The sequence below is a fragment of the Arthrobacter gallicola genome, assembly GCF_014836775.1.
Lineage (GTDB): Bacteria > Actinomycetota > Actinomycetes > Actinomycetales > Micrococcaceae > Arthrobacter_B > Arthrobacter_B gallicola.
This window is the reverse complement of the sequence record NZ_JACSQD010000001.1, coordinates 850,149-872,679: the sequence shown is the minus strand read 5'-3', so window position 1 is coordinate 872,679 and position 22,531 is coordinate 850,149. Positions and strand designations below refer to the sequence as shown.

Genomic DNA, 22,531 nt, shown 5'->3' with positions numbered 1-22,531 from the left:
TTCCGGTGCGGGGAGCTTTTTGGTCGGGACCTGGTGCCCGTGCGGTTACTCCTGGAACGTGAAGTTCAGGACGGTTACCGTGCCGGCGGTCAGGACAAAGTCCTGGGTTTCCGAGCCGTAGGCAAACCCGGGGAGCGTCAGGCGCTCGCTGACGGGCACGGCTTCCGTAAGCTGCCCGTCGATCAGGGTGCTGTCCTCCGAAGCGTAGGAGGAACCGGTCAGCTGGGACATCGCGGCGGTGAGCGGGCGGCCGGGAAGCTTCAGGCTGACGCTCAGCTGTGCGTCGGTTTCCGGGTTGTTGGCGTTCACCAGCACCACGCTGACACTGCCGTCCGCATGGCGTACCGCGTAGGCATGGCTCAGGCCGCCGCCGGTCTCTTCCACGGCCAGGAACTCGCCGGGCTGCATTTCGGCGATCATGGACAGCCCGTAGTAGTTGGCGCGTTCATCCACGGCTCCGTTGGGCTGCAGGTACTCGCCGCCGGTGCAGATGGCAGACATGGGCGGCCCGCCCTTGCAGGTGATCAGGGAACTGTGGAAACTCAGGCGGCTGATACCCAGCTGGGCGCCGCTGATGGCGTAATCGGCTGCCCAGAGTGCTGAGGCGTGGGTCTTGGTGGTTTCATTCGAGCCGGGGCAGGCCGAAACTCCGGTCTCGGTGATCCAGGTCTCCAGGCCCGCTGCCGACGCGGGCTCCAGGGCGGCCCCGCGGTACCGGTCGGCATGGTCGTGGATATTCTGGCTCATCAGGTTCGCCAGGACCGGCGCGCCACCCGGATCCTTCGCCCCGTCACAGCTGGAAAGCGGATAGTGGTGGAAGGAGAAGATCTTTTCCTGCGGCAGGTCCACGGACGCGAACGGCGCCCACCAGGACTGCTCATAAACGCCGGGACCAATGATCTTCACCTCCGGCGCCGCCGCGTAGATGGCCTGGGCGTACGCCTTCAATTCCGTCAGGTAGTCGTCAACCGTCCATTTGGAATCCCGCAGGCCGTTGCTGGCGTAGCCGTTGGGCTCATTGCCCACCGTGATTCCCGCCAGCCGGTCACCGAAGATCCGGGAGGCATGGGCTGCCATGTCGGCGGCTCGCGCAGGATCATAATGACCCAAATCAACGGTCAGGTTGATGGAGCCATCCACTGCCAGCAGCAGGGTGTTCACCCGTTCCAGGTCAGCGGGGGTGACAGCGCGCACGGGATGCGCCTTGTCCCCCGTCAGGTTGCTCGGAACCGGTTCGCCGGCGGAGGTCCAGAAGAACCGCCGGTCCACGGCGTTTCCACCGAAACGCAGCAGGGGCTTGCCCAAGCCGGTGAGCGACTGGACCATCTCCGGGTTCTCACCGGACATAGCCGGATCCGCCAGGTCGGTGGCTTCCAGGGACAGGCCCACCAGCCCGTCCGTCAGGGAGGTTCCGGTCTTCTGGGTGCCCACCGTCAGCGCCAGCGGCTCCACGGCCGTCAGGGGAGATCCCTCGGGCGGACCGATCTGGTTGTAGTAGGTAAAAACCGGTTCCGGCGGGAGCGGGGTTTCCGCCACCGCGGTGGTTTCGGGCTCCGCCGGCACCGGCGCCGGGGCCGCCGCAGAATCGTCGAGGAGGAGCGGGATGCTGATTCCTCCTGCAGCCAGGAGAACCGCGGCGGTCCCGGCAGCTATCCATTTCGCCCGTCCCGGGCGGGATGGCCGGCGGCGCCGCCGGCGTGGCGGGTCCTGGCTGGCGGGCGAAGTCCGTCCGGGCAGGGGCGGGTTATCAGGCATGGGGGATATTCCTCCGGGGGTAGTGAGACTCAGGGAACATCCTAGCCGCGGCCGTGAACTGTCCTGTGACGCAGCACGCCCGGCGGTTCAGGGCCGGAGTAACCTCAGCGAAACCTTCCCGTCACCGCGGTTTTACGCAGCGGGGCGCTTTGTAATCTGCCGGCAATGGATCCGGCCGAATGCCGAAACCTCGCCCCGGCAGAGTTCTCTACGCGGGAGATGCCCGCGGATCGTGGAAGGACGTGGAGATGGATCTGTCAGCAGGTCACGTCTGGGTGATGGTATCGGCGGCCCTGGTGCTGCTCATGACCCCCGGAGTGGCATTCTTTTACGGCGGTATGACCCGGGCCAAAGCGGCACTGAACATGATGATGATGAGCTTTGTGTCGATCGGGCTGGTCGGCGTCGTCTGGGTTCTCTGGGGATTTTCCATGACGGGCGGGGAAGGTGTCGCCGGCCTGTTCGGCAGCCCCTTTGCCTCATTCGGGCTTGAGGACCTGATCGGTACCGAGGACATGATCAGCGCCGGCTTCGGGGCTACGTTCGCGATCATCACCGTGGCACTGATCAGCGGCGCCATCGCCGATCGGGCGAAGTTCAGCGCCTGGGCCGTTTTCGTCCCGGTCTGGGTCACCCTGGTCTACTGCCCGCTGGCATTTATGGTCTGGGGCGGCGGCCTGCTCGGTGCCGACGGCGCCGTCGGCTCCGTGGTCGGTGAAGCCATCGACTTCGCCGGCGGAACCGTGGTGCACATCAACGCCGGTGTCGCAGCCCTGGTCCTGGCCCTGATCATCGGCAAACGCCGGGGCTTTGGAACGGATCCCAGCCACCGTCCGCACAACATTCCCTTCGTGATGCTGGGAGCGGCACTGCTGTGGTTCGGCTGGTTCGGCTTCAACGGCGGTGCTGCCGGCACCGCGGAGGAGGCCGGGCTGATCTGGGTCAATACCCTGGCTGCACCCGCAGCGGCGATGATTGGCTGGCTGCTCACCGAACGGATCCGGGACGGCCGCCCCACCTCCCTGGGTGCGGCGTCGGGCATCGTCGCCGGCCTGGTAGCGATCACGCCGGCCTGTGCCAGCGTCAGCCCCGCGGGGGCACTCGGGCTCGGCCTGGTGGCCGGCATCGTGGCGGCGCTCGCCGTCGGACTGAAGTACAAGCTCGGCTACGACGATTCCCTGGATGTTGTGGGGGTCCACCTGGTAGCCGGTCTGATCGGAACTGTGGCGCTGGGATTCATCGCCCTTCCGGTCGACGGCGCCGGCGGCGGACTGTTCTACGGCGGCGGATTCGCCCAGCTCGGTGCCCAGCTCGCCGCGACGATCGTGGCCGTCATCTTCTCGGCCGTGATGACCCTGATCATCGGTCTCGCAATTCACAAGACCATTGGCTTCCGGGTCTCCGAGGAACAGGAAATCACCGGCGTTGACCTCAGCGAACATGCTGAGAGCGCCTACGAACTCGGCGGAGTTGGCGTCGGCGGCTCGTTCCGCCCGGCCGCCGAAACCGCACCCGCAGCCAGCAAGGAGAGCGTCAACTCATGAAACTTGTCACCGCAATCGTCCGGCCCGAGAAGTTCGACTCAATCCGCGGCGCACTGGAAAGCTACGGCGTCCAGGGGCTGACGGTCAGCCAGGCCAACGGCTACGGCCGTCAGCGCGGCCACACCGAGGTTTACCGCGGCGCGGAGTACACCGTGGACCTGCTGCCCAAGATCCGCGTCGAAGTCCTGGCCGCCAACGAATGGGTCAGCGACATTGTGGACGTGCTGGTTTCCACCGCCAACACCGGCCGCGCCGGCGACGGCAAGGTGTGGGTGACCAACGTCGAAGAGGCACTGCGCGTCCGCACCGGTGAACGGGGCGACTCCGCTCTCTAGCTTCCACCCACAGGGCATCTGAGAAAGGAACCGTCCGGCTGCCATCCAGCCGGGCGGTTCCTTCGTTTGGCTGCAAAGACCAGGAATGGCTGGGTGTGCCGCAACCTCCCCGCCGGCGGGAGGAAGAGAAGAACCGTGCGGCCAATACCCACCGGCGCTTGGTACCCTTAACAGCTGGGCCTGGCAAACATGGCGAACTACCTGATGAAAGAAGTGCGCAGCGCGTGTTCAATTCACTGTCTGACCGGTTGACTTCCACGTTCAAGAACCTGCGTGGGAAGGGGCGGCTGAGCGAAGCCGACGTCGATGCCACAGTGCGGGAAATCCGCCGCGCCCTCCTCGATGCCGACGTCGCCGTCCCCGTAGTCCGCAGCTTCACCGCTTCGGTCAAGGAACGTGCCCTGGGCTCCGAGGTGTCGCAGGCCCTGAACCCGGGCCAGCAGGTCGTCAAGATCGTCAACGAAGAACTCGTCGGCATCCTGGGCGGACAGACCCGCCGCCTCACCTTCGCGAAGAACCCCCCGACCGTCATCATGCTCGCGGGCCTCCAGGGCGCCGGTAAGACGACGCTGGCCGGCAAGCTTTCGCGCTACCTCAAGGACCAGGGCCACAGCCCGCTGCTGGTCGCCGCCGACCTCCAGCGCCCCAACGCCGTCAAGCAGCTGCAGGTCAACGGCGAACGCGCCGGTGTTCCGGTCTACGCACCCCACCCGGGCGTGAGCTCCGAGTTCGAAGCCGCAACGGGAGATCCGGTTACCGTCGCCCGCCAGGGTGTGGAGGAAGCCCGGACCAAGCTGCACGACATCGTTATTGTCGACACCGCCGGACGCCTGGGCGTTGACGCGGAACTGATGCAGCAGGCAGCAGACATCCGCGCCGCGATCACTCCGGACGAGGTCCTCTTCGTCATTGACGCGATGATCGGCCAGGATGCCGTCGCCACCGCGCAGGCGTTCAACGAAGGCGTGAACTTCACCGGCGTCGTCCTCACAAAGCTCGACGGCGATGCCCGCGGCGGTGCCGCGCTCTCCGTAGCGTCCGTCACCGGCAAGCCCGTGATGTTCGCGTCCACCGGTGAAGGCCTGAAGGACTTCGAAGTCTTCCACCCGGACCGCATGGCCAGCCGCATCCTGGATATGGGCGACATCCTCACGCTCATTGAGCAGGCGGAGAAGTCCTGGGACAAGGACGAAGCCGCCCGCATGGCGAAGAAGTTCGCCGACCAGGAGGACTTCACCCTCGACGACTTCCTCGCGCAGATGCAGCAGCTGCGCAACATGGGCTCCATGAAGAAGATGCTCATGATGATGCCCGGCGCAGCCGGCATGCGTGAGCAGCTGGAAAACTTCGACGAGCGCGAAATCGACCGCGTCGAAGCAATCGTCCGTTCCATGACGCCGCACGAGCGGGTTGCCCCGAAGATCATTAACGGCTCCCGGCGCGCCCGGATCGCCCGCGGCTCCGGTGTCCACGTCTCCGAAGTGAACGGTCTGCTGGAACGCTTTGCGCAGGCCCAGAAGATGATGAAGAAAATGGCTGCCGGCGGCGGTATTCCCGGAATGCCGGGAATGGCCGGCCCGGGTGGCTTCAGCGGCGGACGCAAGAAGCAGCAGGCTGCCAAGGGCAAGAAGAAGGCCCGCTCCGGCAACCCGGCCAAGGCCGCCCAGGAGCTGGCCGAAGCGGAGGCCCGGCGCGCCGGTGCCCGCAAGTCCCTGCCCGCCGGCTCCGCTTTCGGAGCGCAGGGCGGCGACTTCGATCCCTCCTCACTGAACCTGCCGAAGGGCTTCGAGAAATTCCTCGGCAAGTAAGCTCCCGGTAACGGCTGTGGCTGTGCGCCGGCATTCGCTCCGGCGCACAGGATAGGCTTCTGCGAATTCACGCAGTAACCACCGGTGCGGAGGGCAGGCTTTGGCAGGACAGGGACTGACACGCTTCTATGGCAGTGTGTTCCGGCGCCGGGTGGACACCTCGCTGCTGCTCCGGGACGGCTCCGGCGGAATCCTGATAGTGCGTGCCGGCAACGGCCCCTGGGCGCTGCCCGGTGGAGTGGTCAAATCCGGGGAAGACCCGCGCTCGGCAGCCGCCCGGGAAGCCTCGGCTGTGCTGGGGGACCGGGTCCAGGCCGGCAGGATGCTTGTGTTCGACTGTTCTGTGGTGCCTGCGCAGGACGGCGGCGCCTTGTCCTTTGTCTACGACGGCGGTTCGATCGCCGCCGCCACCAGCGAGTTCCGTGCCGCGGGTGGTTCTCTCCAGGCCAGATTTCTTCCCGCAGCGGACTGCACACGGCTGCTCGACGCACCGGAGGCAGCCCGCCTGGCAGCGGGCCTGCGCGCCTTGGAAATGCAGGGGGTGGCGGAGCTGGTGGACGGACACGCCACCACGGTGGACGTTCCCCGCCCCACCGGTGCTCCGGCTCTGATGCCGCGCCTGCCGGAAGTGTCACACCTGCTGGGGTAAACCGCCCCGGCCCAGCGGCGATACGCTGTTTGAATGGCTCAGCAACGCGTTGTTTTTGTGCACGGTGCCGGCCGCGTTGGCGCCGCCGCGTGGCCCCGGCAGCATTTCCTGGCAGGCAGGTACGACGCCCTGTTCCTGCGCAGGCATGGTTACCGCCCGGATCTGCCGCCGGCTCCCACCGATCACCGTGCCGATGCCGCCGCCGTCCTGGCAGCGCTCGGTGCCGGAGGCCACGTCGTCGCACATGCCGAAGGCGCTATTTCCGCCATGTTGGCGGCAGTGCTGGCTCCGGAGCGCGTCTGGTCCCTGACCCTGTGCGAGCCTGCAGTTTTTTCACTCACCCGTGACCTGCCGGCCACCTCGGCCCACCGTCAGCATCTGCAGGCGCTATTCAGCAATGCCCGGCTCCTCAGCGACGAGGAGTACGCCGCCGAGTACCGCCGCCTGGTGTTCTCCGCGGAGGCGGCTGCTCCTGCCGACGGAGATCCTTACGCCGCGGCACGGCAGCGGATGCAGTCACCGCCGTGGGAGGCACCGCTGGAGATTGTCCCGGGAGTCCCCACCCTCGTCCTGACCGGTGGATGGGAGCCACTGTATGAAGAAGTGGCAGGGTTCCTGGCCTCGACGGGTGCCGACCACCGGGTCATCGGCGGTAACCACCGCCCTCAGGACACGGACGCGGGGCAGGAAGCGATCAGCGGGTTCCTTGCCGGCAGTCAGCCAGCCACAGCGGCAGCGGCCGGCTGATGCCTTCCATCCGGACCGCAACCCCCGCGGACCTGGTCCGGCTTCCCGCCCTGGAAGCTGCCTCCGACACCCTGCTCACCACAGCGCCCGGAGTTGACCCCACCGCGCTGGAGCGGTTGCCCCCGCCGGCGGCTGCCGTGGAGCTGGCCGCCGCACTGCATCTGCTGGTCGCCGGCGACCCGGCCGCCGGGTTCGCACGTATCGAGGAAGTCGACGGCTTTGCGCACTTGGAGCAGCTGTCAGTGCACCCTGCGTCTGCGGGCCGGGGGCTGGGACGGGCACTTGTCAGCGCCGCGCTGGACTGGGCGCAGGCACACGGCTACCCGGGAATGACCCTTTGCACGTTCCTGGATGTACCGTTCAACGCACCTTTTTACCGCAGCTGCGGATTCGAGGTCATTGAGCCGCACGGCAAACTGGCCGCGCTCCGCCGTCGCGAAGCGGAGTGCGGGCTGGACGACGCCGGACGACGCGTCGCCATGTCCATCCGCTTCGGACCGGATTAGTTCCAGTTCCTTCACGAGGCCTCTTGGGATTACTCGAAGCTTCAAGTAATATGGATTGCATGAACCTTCAAGTAAATTCTGCGGACCTGCTGCCTGCTGACCTCTCCATGGGGACGGTCATGCTCAAGGTGGGGGACCTGCCCAAGTTGTCCGCCTACTATCAGGGCGCCCTGGGCCTGGAAGTGGCGGCAGAAGCCGACGGCGGACTGTTCCTCGGGCGCGGAAATGTTCCGGTGGTCCATCTGGCGCCCGCTGGGGGACTGCAGGTCGCAGCGCGCGGGGAAGCGGGTCTGTTCCATACCGCAATCCTCTTCGAAACCCAGGCGGACCTCGCGGCCACCGTGGCACTGGCCGCGCAGTATGATCCGACAGCCTTCGTTGGCAGTGCCGATCACCTGGTCAGCGAGGCCTTCTACTTCACCGATCCCGAGGGGAACGGAATTGAGCTCTACTGGGACCGTCCGCGGGAAAACTGGGACTGGGACCAGGATGTGAACGGCAGGACGGTCAGGATGGCCTCGCTGGCACTGCCGCCCCAGGACTATTTCCGCAAGCACCTGTCCCAGGCGGCACTCGACGGTGTGTCCGAAGCCGGAACCGGCGTTGGCCATGTGCACCTGCAGGTAGGGGATACCGCCACTGCCGCCGCGTTCTACGTGGACACCCTCGGATTCGAGCGGACCGCCGATTTCCATGGGCAGGCACTTTTTGTCTCGGCCGGCGGCTACCACCACCACATGGCCATGAATGTCTGGAACAGCCGCGGTGCCGGCCCCCGCCGGGACACCCTCGGGCTGGGAGAGGTGCTCATCAGTGTTCCGGATCAGGATGCGGTCGGGGCCCTTGCCGAGAGACTGGCATTCGCCGGGGTTGCCAGTCACCACACCGGCGCTGAACTGCGCTTCGAGGATCCCTGGCGCAACCGCCTCCGCGTCGCCGCAGCCTAGCTCCGCCCTGTTCTGTCCGGGCGGATCCCCGCGGGGTGCTTGTCCTGCCGCCGACGGCAGTGTCGCGCAGTGAGGTTCTGCATGTTTTGGGACATTCCTGCCGCCAAGGGACTTTCCTGCCACGGCGCCGCGCAGGAAAGTCCCGATATGGCAGGGATGTCCCAGATGGGAGGGGGTCGGCGCCATTGGGTCCCGAACGAAACAAGCGCCGACAATCCTGCCTCAACTAAGCAGCCAGGTCCGCGGAGCGCCGCGAGTCGCGAAAGATGGTCCCGTCTGGCACAATGGACAGGTACTCGATCTGCGCGGCCCCTCTCTCCGTGCAGTATCTTGTCCTTTTGAACCCCAACGTTATGGCCCGCCCCACGGGAGCAGAAGTACGGGTTCGCCCCATTTCAGATCAGGAGTGACCACAAAAGTGGCCGTAAAGATTCGCCTTAAGCGCCTTGGTAAGAAGTTCTCCGCACACTACCGCGTTGTTGTCATGGATTCCCGTGCCAAGCGCGATGGCCGTGCCATCGAGGAAATCGGAATTTACCGTCCGACCGAGGAACCGTCGTACATCGACATCAAGTCAGACCGCGCGCAGTACTGGCTCGGCGTCGGCGCCCAGCCGACCGAGCAGGTCGCAGCTCTGCTGAAGATCACCGGTGACTGGCAGAAGTTCAAGAACATCGAGGGCCAGGAAGGTACCCTGCGTACCAAGGCTCCGAAGGAAGCTTTCGTGGCTCCCGAAAAGAAGTCAGTGATCGTCCCCGAGGCAATCACCCCGAAGGCCAAGAAGGAAGAGGCTGCCGCCGCTTCCACTGAGGCTGAGGCTGAGTAGATTGCTGGCTGAAGCGCTGGAGCACCTCGTCCGTGGAATCGTTGACTCCCCTGAGGATGTCAAGGTTTCCGCCAAGAACAACCGCCGCGGGGAAACCCTCGAGGTGCGTGTTCACCAGGAAGATCTCGGCCGGGTTATCGGCCGCCAGGGCCGTACCGCCCGCGCCTTGCGCACGGTGATGTCCGCCTTGGCCGGCAGCGACCAGGTACGTGTTGATGTCGTCGACACGGACCGCCGCCGCTGACGCACCAGCAATTCAAGCAGTTCTTAGCATCCGGCCCCGGCACCAGATAATGGTGAAGGGGCCGGATGTTTTTTCGGCACCGGCCCTTTCTGGCCGAGCCTTTCGATCCAAGGAGAATCCATGCAGTTGCAGGTCGCACGAATCGGCAAGCCCCACGGTATTCGGGGCGAAGTGACCGTCCAGGTCCTGACCGATGCACCTGAGGACCGCTTTGTTCCAGGTGCCGTCCTCACCGTTGAACCGGCTGCCAAGGGCCCGCTGACAGTGATCAGTGCGCGCTGGAACAAGGACATCCTGCTGCTCGGCTTCGAAGAAGTCGAAGACCGCAACGGCGCTGAGGAGCTGCGCGGGGTCAAGCTGTTCATCGACACTGATGAAGCTGACGCGGACGACGACGGCGAAGGCTGGTATGAGCACGAACTGGTGGGCCTGAAAGCGAAGGTGGGTAACGACGTCGTTGGCACCGTCACCGCGCTGCGCACCCTCACGGTTCAGGACCTGCTGATCATCGAGGACACTGCGGGCCGCGAGGTCCTGGTTCCGTTCGTGGAAGCCATTGTTCCCGAGGTGAACACCGAAGACGGGTATGTGCTGCTGACGCCGCCGGACGGCCTGTTTGAGCTGAACCTGCCCGAGGCAGACAAGGGCGGGGCTGGGCGCTAAGTGCGTATTGACGTCTTCTCGATTTTCCCGGAGTACCTCGCCGCACTGGACCTGTCCCTGATCGGCAAGGCACGGCAGGACGGGATCCTGGACGTGCGGGTACAGGACCTGCGCACGTTCACCACCGACCGGCACCGCACAGTGGACGACACACCCTACGGCGGCGGCGCCGGCATGGTCATGAAGCCCGAACCGTGGGCCGAGGCACTGTCCACCGCGCTCAGCGGTGAGCCGGCGGAGAATGCGTCCGGACGCGGGGAGCGTCCCACACTGATCGTTCCCTCGCCGGCGGGAGAGGTGTTCACGCAGGCCACCGCCTACGAACTCGCGGAGAAGCAGCAGCTGGTCTTCGCCTGCGGGCGGTACGAAGGCATCGACGAACGCGTCCTGGAATGGGCCGGTGAACACTTCGACGTCCGGCCCATGAGCCTGGGCGACTACGTCCTCAACGGGGGAGAGGTGGCGGTGCTGGCCATGGTGGAGGCCATCGGCCGCCTGGTTCCCGGCGTCGTCGGTAATCCGGAGTCCCTGGTGGAGGAATCGCACTCCGACGGCCTGCTCGAGTACCCGGTGTACACCAAGCCCTCGCAGTGGCGGGACCGGCCCATTCCGGACGTCCTGCTCAGCGGCAATCACGCCAAGATCGCCCGGTTCCGGCGGGACGAGCAGCTTCGGCGGACCGCCGAACGCAGGCCGGACCTGATTGCGAAGCTTGACCCGGCCTTGCTGGACAAGGCCGACCGCGCCGCACTGGCAGCGCTGGGCTGGACGGTCACGGCGGAGGCCGTGCTCCCTCAGCCCTGACCGGGCCGTGCTCCCTCAGCCCCGACCGGGCCGTGAATCCCGAGCCGCGATTCGCGCGTGCGCCCGGGCCGGGAGCCTATCCGCCGGTTGGTCGGCCGGACGGGTGTGTGGCAGAATGGATAGTTGTGTCATCTGGGTCCGCACCTGCCACAGGGGGAGCGAGGCCAACAGCAGGACACACCGGCGCCGATTCCCGGACCGCCGGTTTCTTTAGCTTCGGCGGTATTTGTGCGCTTCACTGCGCATCCTTGCCGCCGTGACCAAAGTGAATGACCTGTGGCGTTCACCAGGAGTGACAAATAATGCACATCCTAGATTCTGTTGATGCAGCATCGCTGCGTTCAGACATCCCCGAGTTCCGCGCCGGTGACACGGTCAAGGTTCACGTCAACATCGTTGAAGGCAAGAACACCCGTGTTCAGGTCTTCCAGGGCTTCGTTATGAAGCGCCAGGGCGATGGCCTCCGCGAGACCTTCACGGTCCGTAAGGTCAGCTTCGGTGTCGGCGTGGAGCGTACCTTCCCGGTACACTCCCCGGTCCTCGACAAGGTTGAGATTGTCAGCCGCGGCGACGTCCGCCGTGCCAAGCTGTACTACATGCGCGACCTGCGCGGCAAGGCTGCCAAGATCAAGGAAAAGCGCGACTTCCGTCCCGCCAAGTAATTTCTTGTCTGATACATCCGCAGACGGGGCCAGCCCCCGGAAGCACACGAAACGCCGGTCCATTGCGGGCTGGCGTTTCGTGCTCTGGGCCCTGGTTGGGGCCGTCGTCCTCGGCGGGCTGCTCCGCGCTTTCGTCGTCGACGTCTATTACATTCCGTCGGGGTCCATGGAGCCGCTGCTGGAACCGGGGGACCGCGTCCTGGTCTCCCGGACCGAGTACCGCACCGGCAGCATCCAGCGCGGCGACGTCGTCGTGTTTGACGGCCGCGGTTCCCTGGCGCCCCTGCGCAGTTCAGATCCGGTCCTCACGCAGGCGGTAAAGACAGCAGGCCAGTGGCTTGGGCTCACGGGCAGCGACACGGTCTACGTCAAACGGGTCATCGGTGTTGCCGGGGACCGCGTTGCCTGCTGCACTGATGGAGATCCGCGGATCACGGTGAACGGCCAGCCGGTGGAGGAACCGTACCTTTATCCGCAGGATTCACCCAGCGAGCAGGCCTTCGACGTGGTGGTGCCCGAGGGGCGGCTCTGGCTGATGGGGGACCACCGGTCCGAGTCAGCTGACTCCCGGTCCCTGCTCGGCGCGCCCGGCGGCGGCCTCATCCCGGAGGAGCGGGTGATTGGCCGCGCCCAGCAAATCCTATGGCCATTCGAAAGAAGCACCGAGATTCAACGGCTAGAGTTGGATTCTGTATGGAATTCAGCGGAATAAGAGGACAGCACATGGCGCAGGACTTCCCGGACGATCCCCAGGACGGGAACGCTGCTTCCGGTGAAGCGCGCCCCCACGCCGCCCACTCGACCGGGCAGAACGGCAAGGACGGCAAGAACCGGGGCTTCGGTTCCTGGCTGCGCGAGGTCGCAACGATCGTCGTCATCGCTTTGCTGCTGTCCTTCCTGATTAAGACCTTTCTCTTCCGGGCGTTCTTCATTCCCTCCGGGTCGATGGAGGAAACACTGGAGATTGACGACAGGATCTTCGTGAACCTGCTGGTCCCGGAGCCTTTTGACCTGGAGCGCGGCGACGTCATCGTCTTCAAGGACACCCAGGCCTGGCTGCCGCCGACGGAAAACGGCGGCGGGAACTTCATCCAGGACGCCCTCACCTTCGTTGGCCTGCTCCCGGACGAATCCGAGCAGCACCTGGTCAAGCGGGTTATCGGCATGCCCGGGGACCACGTCGTGTGCTGCGACGCCGACGGCAAAATCACCATCAACGGGCAGGCGATCGACGAACCCTACCTGTACCCCGGAGCACTCCCCTCGGAAACCCCGTTCGACGTGGTGGTTCCGGACGGCAAGGTGTGGGTGATGGGCGACCACCGCAACGCTTCGGCGGACTCCCGCGAGCACCAGAATGGTCCAAACGGCGGGTTCATCGACATCTCCGATATTGAGGGCAAGGCATCGGTCATTGCCTGGCCGCTGAGCCGGGCAGGCTTCATCGGAAGCTATCCCGAAGTCTTCGAGAACGTGCCGGACCCTGCCGGCGCTACGGTTGCACCGTGACCGCTGAGCCCCAGGAACGACGGCGCGCTCCGGCAGGTGCCACGGCAGCCGCTGCGGTGACCACCCGTGCGGCGCGGCCGCGGACCCCGGGCACGAAGGCGCCCACCCTGCGTTTTGAGCGCACGTTCGCGGCCCTGGGACACCGTGTCCTCGCCGGATGCGATGAAGTGGGACGCGGTGCGCTGGCCGGACCGGTCAGCGTGGGCCTGGTGGCAGTCCAGCTGGACTCCGTCCGCGCGCTCAAAGGCGTGAAGGACAGCAAGCTGCTCTCCGCGGCCGACCGCCAGACATTGGCGCCGCTGATCCGGAAATGGTGCCCGGCCTGGGGTGTGGGCCATGCCAGCGCCGCGGAAATCGACCTGCTGGGACTGATGGGTGCGCTGCGCCTGGCCGGGACCCGCGCCTGGACGCAGGTCCGCGAGACCCTGACGCCCGACGTCGTGCTCCTGGACGGCAACCACAACTGGCTCTCACCGGCCGTTCAGGCCAGCCTGTTCGACGACGTCGAGGCGGAGGACGAGTCTGCCTGCACGGCGCCCGTGCACACGCGGATCAAAGCGGACATGACCTGTCTCAGCGTGGCAGCCGCCTCGGTTCTGGCCAAGGTGGAACGCGACGCGCTGATGACCGAATACGCCGCACTGCACCCGCAGTACGGCTGGGAGATCAACAAGGGTTACGCCACTGAGGCGCACCGGGCGGCCATCGACCAGCTCGGTCCCTCACCGCTCCACCGCCTCTCCTGGCGGCTGGGCTCGGCGCGATCCGATGAGGAAGGGCCCGCTGCGGGCCCGCTTGGGGGATGATGGTGCCATGAGCGCAGAGGATCTTGAGAACTACGAGACGGATATGGAGCTGCAGCTCTACCGCGAATACCGCGACGTCGTGGGCCTGTTCAGTTACGTCGTCGAAACTGAACGGCGCTTCTACCTGGCTAATCACGTGGACCTGCAGGCCCGCTCGGCCGACGGCGAAATCTACTTCGACCTCACACTGCAGGACGCCTGGGTCTGGGATGTGTACCGCTCGGCCCGGTTCGTCAAAAGCGTTCGGGTGATCACCTTCAAGGACGTCAACGTCGAGGAGCTCACCCGCAACGACGACCTCACGCTGCCTAAGCCGGACGACCTGAACTAGGGGAGCCGGGCGCCGTGTCAGGCGGCGCGCCCTGCGGCACCACCGGCAGCATCCGGAGACAGTCAGACCAGAGAATTTTGGGAACCCGGGGAGCAGCTGACTCCAGCTCGGAGAACCAGGCATCCACCATTTCCCCCCGGTGGGGGAGCATCCGCGGAACTGTCACGGGAAGCGGGAAGCCGCTGCGCCACACGGGTTTATAACTGCCGATGTTCCCGACGTTGGACGTCCAGTTGACGCGTTCCCAGCCGAGGGAGTCGAAGGCATAGGTGATTGCCAGCCGCACCGCGCGGCTCATCAGCCCCTGGCCACGGAACTCCGGCGCCGTCACGAATCCGAGCCCTCCGGTTCCCGCGCCCTGCCAGCGCAGGTCGATGCTGCCTGCGTACCTGCCGTCCTGCTCCAGGGCCCAGGCGATCTTGTCCTGCTGCGGAACTCCTACGGCGTTGACGTAGTTCAGCGCCATCTCGCGGGTGTAGTCCAGCGGCACCGTCGTCCATTCAACCGTGAGGGGATCCCGGGACCGGGCCAGCACGGCGTCAGCGTCCGCCTCCACATGGGGCCGCAGCACAAGCGATTCGTCCTGCAGCCGCGGGATGTCCAGCACCATTTTTACAAGGTACCGCGCCGGCGGGCGCCCACGGCATCATAGACTGCGTTCGTGGCCCCTTCGCTGCCAGATCCAGATCCAGTTCCCACCGCCGGTGCACCGGGAATTCCCGGCGCGTTCTCCGGTGCGCGCATCTATGCGCAGCTGAAGCCCGACGGCGCGGGGCTGGCAGAACTGCTCCGGCTTCAGGCAGCAGCCAGGGACCGGGCACCGGGGACCCGGCGGGTATCCGGAGGACGGCTGCACCTGACCCTGATCCATTTCGGAAAGGCCGACGACGCGTTTGGCCGGCTCACGGTGGCCACCGGCGTCGAAACCGGCGCCTATGACCGGGCCCTGGCCAGGTATCTGAGGGCCACCGCCGCCGCCCTGCCGGAGGACGATTTTGTCCTGGAGCCCCGCGGGCTGGCGGGTTTCGGGCGGGACGGTTCCACTCTTGCCGTGGAGTTCGCTTCGACGTCTACGCTCGATGCGGTCCACCGCACCCTGTACGGCGTGCTGCTGGACTTCCTGGCGGCCTGCGGGGTGCCGGACCCGGCTGGATACGCTGCCGGGGATCCGGCGCTGGCATTCGCGGCGCGGCTGCATCCGCATGTCAGCCTCCTGCATGGGTTCCACGGCTTCAGCGGACCGCCGCCGGTGCTGGATCTGCGGCCTGTCCGGCTGCGGCCGACGCCGGTGCTGTACCGGAGCTGACCCATCCTGCTGATGCGCCCGCTCAGCTGACTAGTCCTGCACATCCGTGTCTGCCGAGCCCGTTGCCCACATCGGAACGGCATCCCCTCGGCCAGCGGGATTCCCGCGGGCAGGCTGAAGGCATGAGAGCCAAAGATGCTTTAGGCCGGACAGGTGAAGACCTCGCTGCGGACCATCTGACCGCCGCCGGATACAACATCCTCGAACGGAACTGGCGGTGTCCGCAGGGGGAAATAGACCTCGTGGTACGGGACGGGGCCACCTTGGTGGTGGTGGAGGTTAAAACCCGGTCGTCCCTGAACTACGGGCACCCGTTTGAGGCCGTCAGCTCCGCAAAGCTGGCCCGGCTGTACGTGTTAGCCGCCGCCTGGGCACGGGCTCATCCGGCCTCACCCAAGGACTGGCGGGTGGACGCTGTCTCCGTGCTGCTGCCCGGGTCCGCTGATTCGGCCGGAAACCCGGACCCCGTCATCGAACACCTGAAAGGAATCGGCTGATGGGGCTGGGTCGCACCTACGGGGTGGGACTGACGGGGCTGGAAGGAAGAATCGTCGAGGTGGAGGCCGACATTGGCCAGAACCTCCCCGCGTTTATCCTGCTGGGTCTACCGGACGCCTCCCTGAACGAGTCACGGGACCGGGTGAAATCAGCGGCGAAGAACTCCGGGCTTCCACTAAGCCGGCGGAAGATCACCGTGAACCTCATGCCGGCGGATGTCCACAAGCGCGGCTCCGGCTTCGATCTGGCGATCGTCATGGCGGCGCTGGCGGCAGCGGGAGACATCCGGGATACCGGCAGGACAGTGTTCCTTGCCGAGCTGGGTCTGGACGGGAGGCTGCGTCCGCTGCGCGGCATCCTTCCTTCGGTGATGGCGGCCGTCGACGCCGGATTCCAGGACATCGTGGTGGCGGAAGCCAACGGTGCTGAAGCCTCCCTGGTGCCGGCCGCCCGGGTGGGCGGGTTCACCTCCCTGGCCGCCGTTGCCCGGCGGTTCGGAGCCGACCCCGAACAGCTGGTTTTCCCTCCGGATACGCCGGCGGCCAAGCCGGACCAGCGGACCGATGAGGGGGAGCTCCGGTCCCAGCGCGGGGATCCGGACCTCGCAGACATCGCCGGCCAGACCGAAGCCCGGTTTGCGCTGGAGGTGGCCGCCGCCGGTGCGCACCACCTGCTGATGACGGGTCCGCCGGGCGCAGGAAAAACGATGCTCGCGGAACGGCTGCCCGGCCTTCTGCCGGATTTGGAGGACACCGCAGCCATGGAAGTCACGGCCATCCATTCACTCGATGTCCGCGGCGGTCCCTGCACCGGGCTGATCCGGCGCCCGCCGTTCGAAAGCCCACACCATACCGCCACTGCCGCGGCCGTGATCGGAGGCGGTGCTGGCATCCCGCGTCCCGGAGCCGCGTCCCGTGCGCACCGGGGAGTTCTCTTCCTGGACGAGGCACCCGAATACGAGGCACGGGTACTGGACGCCCTGCGCCAGCCGCTGGAGAGCGGCACGCTGGTACTGCACCGGGCCGCCGGCACGGCTGTGTACCCTGCACGCTTCCAGCTGGTGCTGGCAGCCAACCCCTGTCCCTGCGGACTGGCAAGCGGAAAGGGTATCGACTGTACCTGCAGCGCACTCCAGCGGCGCCGCTACTTCGGCAGGCTTTCCGGTCCGCTGCTTGACCGGGTGGACCTGCAACTGGAGATCCGCCGCGTTTCGCTGCCGGAATTCGCAGCGGCCGGTGGTGCCGAGAAAACTGTGGATGTTGCCCGGCGAGTGGTCCAGGCGCGGCAACGCCAGCGTGAGCGCCTCCGCCCGTGGAGCTGTGAGACCAACGCCGAGGTCCCGGGCACGGTCCTGCGCGGCCCGCTGAAGCCGCCGGTGAACGCCACGAAGGCCCTTGACCGGGCCATGGATCGGCAGTCCCTAACCGCCCGCGGATACGATCGGGTGCTGCGCGTGGCCTGGTCCATCGCCGATCTGGCCGGGCACAGCGCTCCGGACGCCGACGACATCGGCCAGGCCCTCAGTTTCCGGCAGCAGGCGGTGGCCGCATGAACGCGGCTGTTCCCGGGATTCTCCGGGCACGGGCCGCGCTGTCCCGCCTCATCGAGCCCTCGGACACCATGGGCCAGGCACTGGTCACAGCCGTGGGTCCGGAACACGCCGCCCGGATTGCGTCCGGGGAGGAACCGCCCGGGGAGGCCGTACGCCGCCGGGTCAGCAGCCTGCTGGATGAAAGCGGCATCCGTGCCCCCGGACGGGCCCTGGCCGAGGCGCTGGAACGCTGGCGTCCACGGGCTGCCGGCCTTGCCCCGGACCGGGACCTGGCCACTGCTGTTCGGTTCGGTGGAACCCTGCTTGTTCCGGAGTACCACGGCTGGCCGGAGGCGCTCTATGACCTGGGGCTGGGGATGCCGTTCTGTCTGTGGGCCAGGGGAGGTGCCGCCGTGCCCGCTGCGCCGCACTGTATCGCGGTTGTCGGATCCCGGGATGCAACCGCCTACGGGCTGGCCATCACCGGAGACCTGGCCGCGGGCCTGGCGCAGCGTGGCCGGACAGTCATTTCCGGAGGTGCCTACGGCATCGATGCGCAGGCCCACCGGTCCGCGCTCGCCGTGGCGGACCGGGATGGACCGGAGCCGGGGGAACCCCTCCGGACCATCGCTGTGCTGGCCGGCGGAGTCGACCGCTTCTATCCTGCGGGCAATGAGGACCTGCTGCGCGCTGTGGCGGACCGGGGCCTGGTCCTGAGCGAAGTGCCACCGGGATCCGCGCCCACCCGATGGAGGTTCCTGCAGCGAAACCGCCTCATCGCAGCACTCAGCGCGGCAACCGTCGTAGTGGAAGCGCGCTGGCGTTCCGGTGCACTGAACACGGCGCACCACGCGGCCGGCCTCGGCCGCGGCGTCGGGGCAGTCCCGGGGCCGGTCTATTCCGCCAACTCCGCCGGCTGTCACCGGCTGCTCCGCGACGGCAGCGCGGTCTGCGTGACCGATGCATCCGAGATCCTGGAACTGGCTGATCCGATTGGGCTCTCCCACGCCGCTTCCCCGGGTGACACCCAGCCGGAGACCGGGGACCACCAACGCGCGGACCACGATGGTCTGGCTGTCGAAGACATCCTGCTGCTGGATGCCCTGCCGCTGCGGTCCGGGGCCGTGGTGGAAAAACTGGCTGTTGTGGCAGGCCTGGGTGTTCCGGCCGTCCGTGCCGGTCTGGCGCGCCTGGAGCTGGAGGGCCTCGCCCGGCGCTCCCGGGCAGGACTGTGGCAGCGTGCCGCGCGGTAACGCACCAACCATTTTTCAGTTTCTCCATCTATGGAAGGACAGCATTATGCGAAGCCACAAAGTCATCACGTCCCCACTCGGAATCTTCACGCTGGTAGCGGAGGACTCAGTGCTCATCGCGGTTGAACCATCCGCGCCGGACCCGGCGTCCCCGGTGGCTTCCCGCTATGGTTTGGCGGCTGACACCGGGTTCGAGGCAGCCGAACGCCAGCTTGATGAGTACTTCGACGGTCGGCGGTGCTGTTTCAGCCTGCCAATCAGCCAGGCCGGTACGCCCTTCCAGCAGCAGGTGTGGGACGCAGTCAGCGCTATTCCGTATGGCCAAACCCGCAGCTACAAACAGTTGGCTCTGGATCTCGGTGACGCAGCCAAGGCGCGTGGGGTAGGTGCTGCGCTCTCCCGCAACGCCCTGAATATTGTGGTGCCTACGCATCGGGTGGTCGGGGCCAGGGGCGCCCTGACCGGCTACTCCGGCGGAGTGGATGCCAAACGCGCCCTGCTGGAGCTCGAAGCCGGACCCCAGACCGGCGCGCTCCGCCAGCAGTGCTCCGGGTCCGGTGTGCCTGCTTGAAGGCGTCCCGAAAAGCGGGGAAAGTGGGACAGTGAGCCAGAACAGCAGGGGAACCTCAGCCGCAGGGAACGATACAAACCCTGCCGGGAACACCCCGGAGGGGGATCCGGCGGGCCCAACGGGCACCGGCAGCAGGGCCGCGGAGGGGGATCCCGCAGCCGCCCGGCCGGCGGAGTTCAACCAGGCCCTGGAATCCTTCGCCAGCTATCTCACCTCCGAGCGCGCCCGCTCCGAACACACGGTCCGGGCGTACCTCGGTGACATCTCGGGTCTGCTGGACTACGCGGCCGGGCTGGGCCTGACCAGTCTGGCTGAAATTGACCTGCACGTGCTCCGCGGCTGGCTGGGTTCCCTGAATGAAGCCGGCCTGGCGCGGGCGACCCTGGCACGCCGGGCGGCCACCGCCCGTGCGTTCACCGGCTGGGCCCTGCGGGAGGAACGGATTACCGCGGATCCTGCACTCCGACTCAAAGCGCCGAAGCGCACCAAGACCCTTCCCGGTGTGCTCCGCCCGGCCCAGCTCGCTGTCCTCTTCGAGACGCTGGCAACGGCCGCCGGGGAAGGCGATGCAGTGGCCCTCCGCGACCGCGCGCTGGTGGAACTGCTCTACGCCACCGGCATCCGGGTGGGGGAGCTTGCCGGCCTGGACAGCGACGATCTCGACCTGGAGCGCCGCACGCTGAAGGTTCTGGGCAAGGGAAACAAGGAACGCACGGTGCCCTACGGGCTGCCCGCTGCGCTGGCCGTTGACGACTGGCTCCGCAGGGGGCGTCCGGCACTGGCCACTCCGGACAGCGGCCCGGCGCTGTTCCTGGGCCGGCGCGGCCGGCGGATTGACCAGCGCCAGGTCCGGGCGGTCACCTCGGCACTTTTTGAGGCACTCGGAGACACCTCCGCCAGCGGTCCCCATGCCCTGCGCCACAGCGCAGCCACGCATCTGCTGGACGGCGGGGCGGACCTGCGCAGCGTGCAGGAAATCCTGGGCCACAGCAGCCTCGCAACCACCCAGCTCTACACCCATGTTTCTGTGGACCGGCTCCGCACCAGCTACCAGCAGGCGCACCCCCGCGCCTGAAGCTCCCACCACCTAGGAGCGTGCGCGGGAATCAACTGACAACCCAGTAGTTTCATTGGCGTAATTGCGTATCATGCGGCACAATGATGCTAGGTCTCACACCGAGTAGTCCGGCAATGCCAGAGGACTGCGGCAGTTTCAGGGCACACAGGCAGATTTCGTCCCGTTTGCAGGTCGTTGGGGAAGACGCACCTACAGCTACGGAGGATGGAATGACTGTTGTGATGGCGCACGGCGTATTGTTCGTGCACTCAGCCCCTTCTGCGTTGTGCCCGCATATCGAATGGGCCGTCGGATCCGTGGTTGAGAAGCGGAGCGACTTCGACTGGGCACCCCAGCCTGCTGCTCCCGGAATGGTACGCGCTGAGCTTGCCTGGTCCGGCCCGCAGGGGACAGGATCACTGCTTGCCTCCGCGCTGCGCGGCTGGGCCCACCTCCGCTACGAAGTCACCGAGCAGCCCAGCGCCGGAGCCGACGGCAGCCGCTGGTCCCACACCCCGGAACTCGGTATCTTCCACGCCACCACCGACGTGCACGGGAACATCATGGTCTCCGAGGACCGGATCCGCTACGCCTACGAAAACGGTGCGGGCGACCCCGCAGCCGTTTACCACGAACTCTCCCTCGCACTCGGCGAAGCCTGGGACGACGAACTTGAGCCGTTCCGCCATGCAGCCGACGGCGCTCCCGTCCGCTGGCTGCACCAGGTCGGCTGACTCCGCGGTTCCTTCCGCACCGGATTTTCCGCAGCAACAGCGTCTTTAAACGGCTAAGGCCGGGATCCCCGAAAGGGATCCCGGCCTTAGCCGCGTTCGGCGCTTTAGTGGTTCCGCAGGGCCACGACGGCGTTGTGCCCGCCGAAGCCGAAGGAGTTGTTCAGGGCCACGATGTCGCCGGCCGGCAGGTTACGGGCGGAGGTGACGACGTCCAGCGGAATTTCCGGATCCTGGTTGTCGAGGTTGATGGTGGCAGGGGCCTGCCGCGTGTAAACGGCCATAGCTGTCATCACTGCTTCGACGGCGCCGGAAGCTCCGAGCAGGTGTCCGGTCTGGGACTTCGTCGCCGAGACGGCAACGTTGTCCACGTGCGCGCCGAGGGCACTCTTCAGGGCGGTGTACTCGGGCTTGTCGCCCACGGGGGTGGAGGTTGCATGCGCGTTGACGTGCACCACGTCTTCGGCGTGGGCGCGGGCATCGAAGAGGGCTGCCTTGAGGGCCCGGGTCGCGCCCAGTCCCTCGGGATCGGGAGCCGTAATGTGGTAGGCGTCGGCGGTGACTGCCGTTCCGGCCAGTTCCGCGTAGATCCGGGCGCCGCGGGCCTGGGCATGTTCCTCGGCCTCAAGCACCAGGGCACCTGCGCCCTCGCCCATCACGAAACCGTCGCGGTCCCTGTCATAGGGGCGGGAGGCACGCTCGGGGTCATCGTTGCGCTTGGACAGGGCCTGCATGGACGCGAAGGACGCCAGCGGCATGGGGTGGATCGCTGCTTCCGCTCCGCCGACGACGACGATGTCGGCCTTGCCGGAACGGATCAGCTCAAGTCCCTGGTGCAGGGCTTCGGTGCCGGAGGCACAAGCAGAAACGGGTGTGTGGGCGCCCGCTCGGGCGCCGAGGTCCAGACTGACAGCAGCGGCCGGACCGTTGGGCATCAGCATCGGGACTGTCATTGGCAGGACGCGCCGGGGACCCTTTTCGCGCAGGGTGTCCCAGGCATCGAGCAGGGTCCACACGCCGCCAATGCCGGTGGCGAAGGAAACCGCCAGCCGGTCGTGGTCAACGTCGGATTCCGCCAGTCCGGAGTCCGCCCAGGCCTCGCGGGAGGCGACGACGGCGAACTGGGTGGAGGGATCCATCCGCTTGGCTTCGACCCGGGAGAGGACGTCAGTGGCAGGTGTGGACACGCGCGCCGCGAAGGTGACCGGCAGGCTGTACTGCTCCACCCAGTCGTCTTCCAGTGTGCGGGCACCGGAAACACCCTTCAGGGCGTTCTTCCACATGGTCGGGACATCTCCGCCGATCGGCGTCGTTGCGCCGAGGCCGGTAATGACTACTTTGCGGGCCATGATTCACTCTCTTGGAAATTTTTGGGTGGTGCGCCCACCCGGGGCGCGGCGGCGCGTGTTGCTGTAAAGGGCGGCCGCCGCACCGGCAGCGGCCGCCCT

At 66.7% G+C, this 22,531-nt stretch carries 26 protein-coding genes; 23 read left to right on the top strand and 3 right to left on the bottom strand.

What is annotated here, in order from left to right:
• Nucleotides 1–45 precede the first annotated feature (45 nt).
• Nucleotides 46–1,755, bottom strand: a complete 1,710-nt coding sequence (locus tag H9639_RS04000; protein WP_225219092.1) for a hypothetical protein — start codon at nt 1,753–1,755, stop codon at nt 46–48.
• A 248-nt stretch (nt 1,756–2,003) separates the two neighbouring features.
• Between H9639_RS04000 and H9639_RS03995 the strand changes: the two genes are divergently transcribed.
• From H9639_RS03995 to H9639_RS03920, 16 genes are all read left to right on the top strand, one after another.
• Nucleotides 2,004–3,299 (top strand): ammonium transporter, encoded by a 1,296-nt coding sequence (locus H9639_RS03995; protein WP_191806780.1) that lies wholly within the window; start codon nt 2,004–2,006, stop codon nt 3,297–3,299.
• A complete protein-coding gene (locus H9639_RS03990) occupies nt 3,296–3,634 on the top strand; it encodes a P-II family nitrogen regulator (protein WP_191806779.1) in 339 nt (112 codons plus the stop codon). Before H9639_RS03995 ends, H9639_RS03990 begins: the two co-directional genes overlap by 4 nt.
• Before the next feature lie 224 nt (nt 3,635–3,858).
• Nucleotides 3,859–5,442, top strand: a complete 1,584-nt coding sequence (ffh, locus tag H9639_RS03985; protein ID WP_191806778.1) for a signal recognition particle protein — start codon at nt 3,859–3,861, stop codon at nt 5,440–5,442.
• Nucleotides 5,443–5,542: 100 nt separating this feature from the next.
• Nucleotides 5,543–6,091: an NUDIX domain-containing protein gene (locus H9639_RS03980; protein WP_191806777.1), complete on the top strand. Its 549-nt coding sequence runs from the start codon at nt 5,543–5,545 to the stop codon at nt 6,089–6,091.
• A 33-nt stretch (nt 6,092–6,124) separates the two neighbouring features.
• Nucleotides 6,125–6,838: an alpha/beta hydrolase gene (locus H9639_RS03975; protein WP_191806776.1), complete on the top strand. Its 714-nt coding sequence runs from the start codon at nt 6,125–6,127 to the stop codon at nt 6,836–6,838.
• Nucleotides 6,838–7,344 (top strand): GNAT family N-acetyltransferase, encoded by a 507-nt coding sequence (locus tag H9639_RS03970; RefSeq protein WP_191806775.1) that lies wholly within the window; start codon nt 6,838–6,840, stop codon nt 7,342–7,344. The genes H9639_RS03975 and H9639_RS03970 overlap by 1 nt, the downstream gene beginning before the upstream one ends.
• 59 nt (nt 7,345–7,403) lie before the next feature.
• The gene (locus tag H9639_RS03965; protein WP_191806774.1) at nt 7,404–8,291 is read left to right on the top strand and encodes a VOC family protein; all 888 of its coding nucleotides are present in this window, start codon (nt 7,404–7,406) and stop codon (nt 8,289–8,291) included.
• A 418-nt stretch (nt 8,292–8,709) separates the two neighbouring features.
• Complete coding sequence (gene rpsP / locus H9639_RS03960) at nt 8,710–9,117, top strand: 30S ribosomal protein S16 (RefSeq protein WP_191806773.1); 408 nt, start codon at nt 8,710–8,712, stop codon at nt 9,115–9,117.
• Between the two features lies 1 nt (nt 9,118).
• The gene (locus tag H9639_RS03955) at nt 9,119–9,361 is read left to right on the top strand and encodes an RNA-binding protein (RefSeq protein WP_066303058.1); all 243 of its coding nucleotides are present in this window, start codon (nt 9,119–9,121) and stop codon (nt 9,359–9,361) included.
• A gap of 120 nt (nt 9,362–9,481) precedes the next feature.
• Nucleotides 9,482–10,024, top strand: coding sequence for a ribosome maturation factor RimM (gene rimM, locus H9639_RS03950; RefSeq protein WP_191806772.1), 543 nt, complete (start codon nt 9,482–9,484; stop codon nt 10,022–10,024).
• Nucleotides 10,025–10,828, top strand: coding sequence for a tRNA (guanosine(37)-N1)-methyltransferase TrmD (trmD, locus tag H9639_RS03945; protein ID WP_191806771.1), 804 nt, complete (start codon nt 10,025–10,027; stop codon nt 10,826–10,828).
• 302 nt (nt 10,829–11,130) lie between these two features.
• Nucleotides 11,131–11,490: a 50S ribosomal protein L19 gene (rplS, locus tag H9639_RS03940; protein ID WP_191806770.1), complete on the top strand. Its 360-nt coding sequence runs from the start codon at nt 11,131–11,133 to the stop codon at nt 11,488–11,490.
• Between the two features lie 61 nt (nt 11,491–11,551).
• Complete coding sequence (gene lepB / locus H9639_RS03935; RefSeq protein ID WP_318241976.1) at nt 11,552–12,202, top strand: signal peptidase I; 651 nt, start codon at nt 11,552–11,554, stop codon at nt 12,200–12,202.
• A gap of 11 nt (nt 12,203–12,213) precedes the next feature.
• A complete protein-coding gene (gene lepB / locus H9639_RS03930) occupies nt 12,214–12,999 on the top strand; it encodes a signal peptidase I (protein WP_225219091.1) in 786 nt (261 codons plus the stop codon).
• Nucleotides 12,996–13,805 (top strand): ribonuclease HII, encoded by an 810-nt coding sequence (locus tag H9639_RS03925; RefSeq protein WP_404799715.1) that lies wholly within the window; start codon nt 12,996–12,998, stop codon nt 13,803–13,805. Before lepB (H9639_RS03930) ends, H9639_RS03925 begins: the two co-directional genes overlap by 4 nt.
• A 7-nt stretch (nt 13,806–13,812) precedes the next feature.
• Complete coding sequence (locus tag H9639_RS03920; RefSeq protein ID WP_066303048.1) at nt 13,813–14,136, top strand: DUF2469 domain-containing protein; 324 nt, start codon at nt 13,813–13,815, stop codon at nt 14,134–14,136.
• Here H9639_RS03920 and H9639_RS03915 read toward each other — a convergent pair.
• Complete coding sequence (locus tag H9639_RS03915; protein ID WP_191806767.1) at nt 14,114–14,746, bottom strand: GNAT family N-acetyltransferase; 633 nt, start codon at nt 14,744–14,746, stop codon at nt 14,114–14,116. The two genes, H9639_RS03920 and H9639_RS03915, sit on opposite strands and share 23 nt — an antisense overlap.
• A gap of 51 nt (nt 14,747–14,797) precedes the next feature.
• Between H9639_RS03915 and H9639_RS03910 the strand changes: the two genes are divergently transcribed.
• The 7 genes from H9639_RS03910 to H9639_RS03880 all read left to right on the top strand — a co-directional run bounded on the left by H9639_RS03910 (nt 14,798) and on the right by H9639_RS03880 (nt 21,086).
• On the top strand, nt 14,798–15,442 hold the full coding sequence (locus H9639_RS03910) for a 2'-5' RNA ligase family protein (RefSeq protein ID WP_191806766.1): 645 nt from the start codon (nt 14,798–14,800) through the stop codon (nt 15,440–15,442).
• Between the two features lie 122 nt (nt 15,443–15,564).
• Nucleotides 15,565–15,939 carry a YraN family protein gene (locus tag H9639_RS03905; RefSeq protein WP_191806765.1) on the top strand — a complete coding sequence of 125 codons (375 nt, stop codon included), beginning with the start codon at nt 15,565–15,567 and terminating at the stop codon, nt 15,937–15,939.
• Nucleotides 15,939–17,492 (top strand): YifB family Mg chelatase-like AAA ATPase, encoded by a 1,554-nt coding sequence (locus tag H9639_RS03900; RefSeq protein ID WP_191806764.1) that lies wholly within the window; start codon nt 15,939–15,941, stop codon nt 17,490–17,492. The genes H9639_RS03905 and H9639_RS03900 overlap by 1 nt, the downstream gene beginning before the upstream one ends.
• Nucleotides 17,489–18,724: a DNA-processing protein DprA gene (locus tag H9639_RS03895; RefSeq protein ID WP_191806763.1), complete on the top strand. Its 1,236-nt coding sequence runs from the start codon at nt 17,489–17,491 to the stop codon at nt 18,722–18,724. The genes H9639_RS03900 and H9639_RS03895 overlap by 4 nt, the downstream gene beginning before the upstream one ends.
• Nucleotides 18,725–18,770: 46 nt before the next feature.
• Nucleotides 18,771–19,295: a methylated-DNA--[protein]-cysteine S-methyltransferase gene (locus H9639_RS03890; RefSeq protein WP_191806762.1), complete on the top strand. Its 525-nt coding sequence runs from the start codon at nt 18,771–18,773 to the stop codon at nt 19,293–19,295.
• Between the two features lie 187 nt (nt 19,296–19,482).
• Nucleotides 19,483–20,370, top strand: a complete 888-nt coding sequence (locus H9639_RS03885) for a tyrosine recombinase XerC (RefSeq protein ID WP_225219223.1) — start codon at nt 19,483–19,485, stop codon at nt 20,368–20,370.
• Between the two features lie 212 nt (nt 20,371–20,582).
• A complete protein-coding gene (locus H9639_RS03880) occupies nt 20,583–21,086 on the top strand; it encodes a DUF3145 domain-containing protein (protein WP_191806760.1) in 504 nt (167 codons plus the stop codon).
• A 104-nt stretch (nt 21,087–21,190) separates the two neighbouring features.
• Here the strand turns inward: H9639_RS03880 and fabF are convergent, their stop codons facing one another.
• A complete protein-coding gene (fabF, locus tag H9639_RS03875) occupies nt 21,191–22,432 on the bottom strand; it encodes a beta-ketoacyl-ACP synthase II (protein WP_191806759.1) in 1,242 nt (413 codons plus the stop codon).
• Nucleotides 22,433–22,531: the final 99 nt, after the last annotated feature.